This window comes from Succinatimonas hippei YIT 12066, assembly GCF_000188195.1.
Classification (GTDB): domain Bacteria; phylum Pseudomonadota; class Gammaproteobacteria; order Enterobacterales; family Succinivibrionaceae; genus Succinatimonas; species Succinatimonas hippei.
In genome coordinates this window covers 37,243-37,639 of record NZ_GL831077.1, presented here as the reverse complement: position 1 = coordinate 37,639, position 397 = coordinate 37,243, and the positions used below count along the sequence as shown (strand labels likewise).

1 protein-coding gene is annotated in these 397 nt (G+C 36.8%); it reads right to left on the bottom strand.

Annotated features, from left to right (window positions below; genetic code table 11):
- Positions 1 to 50: 50 nt before the first annotated feature.
- On the bottom strand, positions 51 to 239 hold the full coding sequence (locus tag HMPREF9444_RS10325; RefSeq protein WP_009144394.1) for a hypothetical protein: 189 nt from the start codon (positions 237 to 239) through the stop codon (positions 51 to 53).
- Between the last annotated feature and the right edge of the window lie 158 nt (positions 240 to 397).

Sequence of the window (397 nt, the reverse complement as noted above, 5' to 3'; positions counted from 1 at the left end):
TACTAAACCCGTTATTCTTTGTAAAAACCATGACAGAATAACGAAAACAATTACAGATAACAATCTGTTATTAAAGATTTTTTAAAACTTACATAATCAACGACGCAGATAATAGCTTTACCGTACAGATTATTCATGAGCTCAAAACTGTCTTTGAAACCTTTTGTCTGCAATGAAATACCGGGCTTATTGAGTTTGACGGTGAAGAGAGCATGTTCATTTGTTAATCTTATATCCACACCTCAATTATCTATCTCAGAGCTTGTCTTCAGACTCAATGGAACAACTTCCATAATCATCCGTAAGCGTAAGTATCCTGCCGTTAGAACAAAGCTGTGGGTAACATGTTCCGGTCACTGTCTTTTTTGCTTCATCCTGCACAGGTGCTCCGATATCT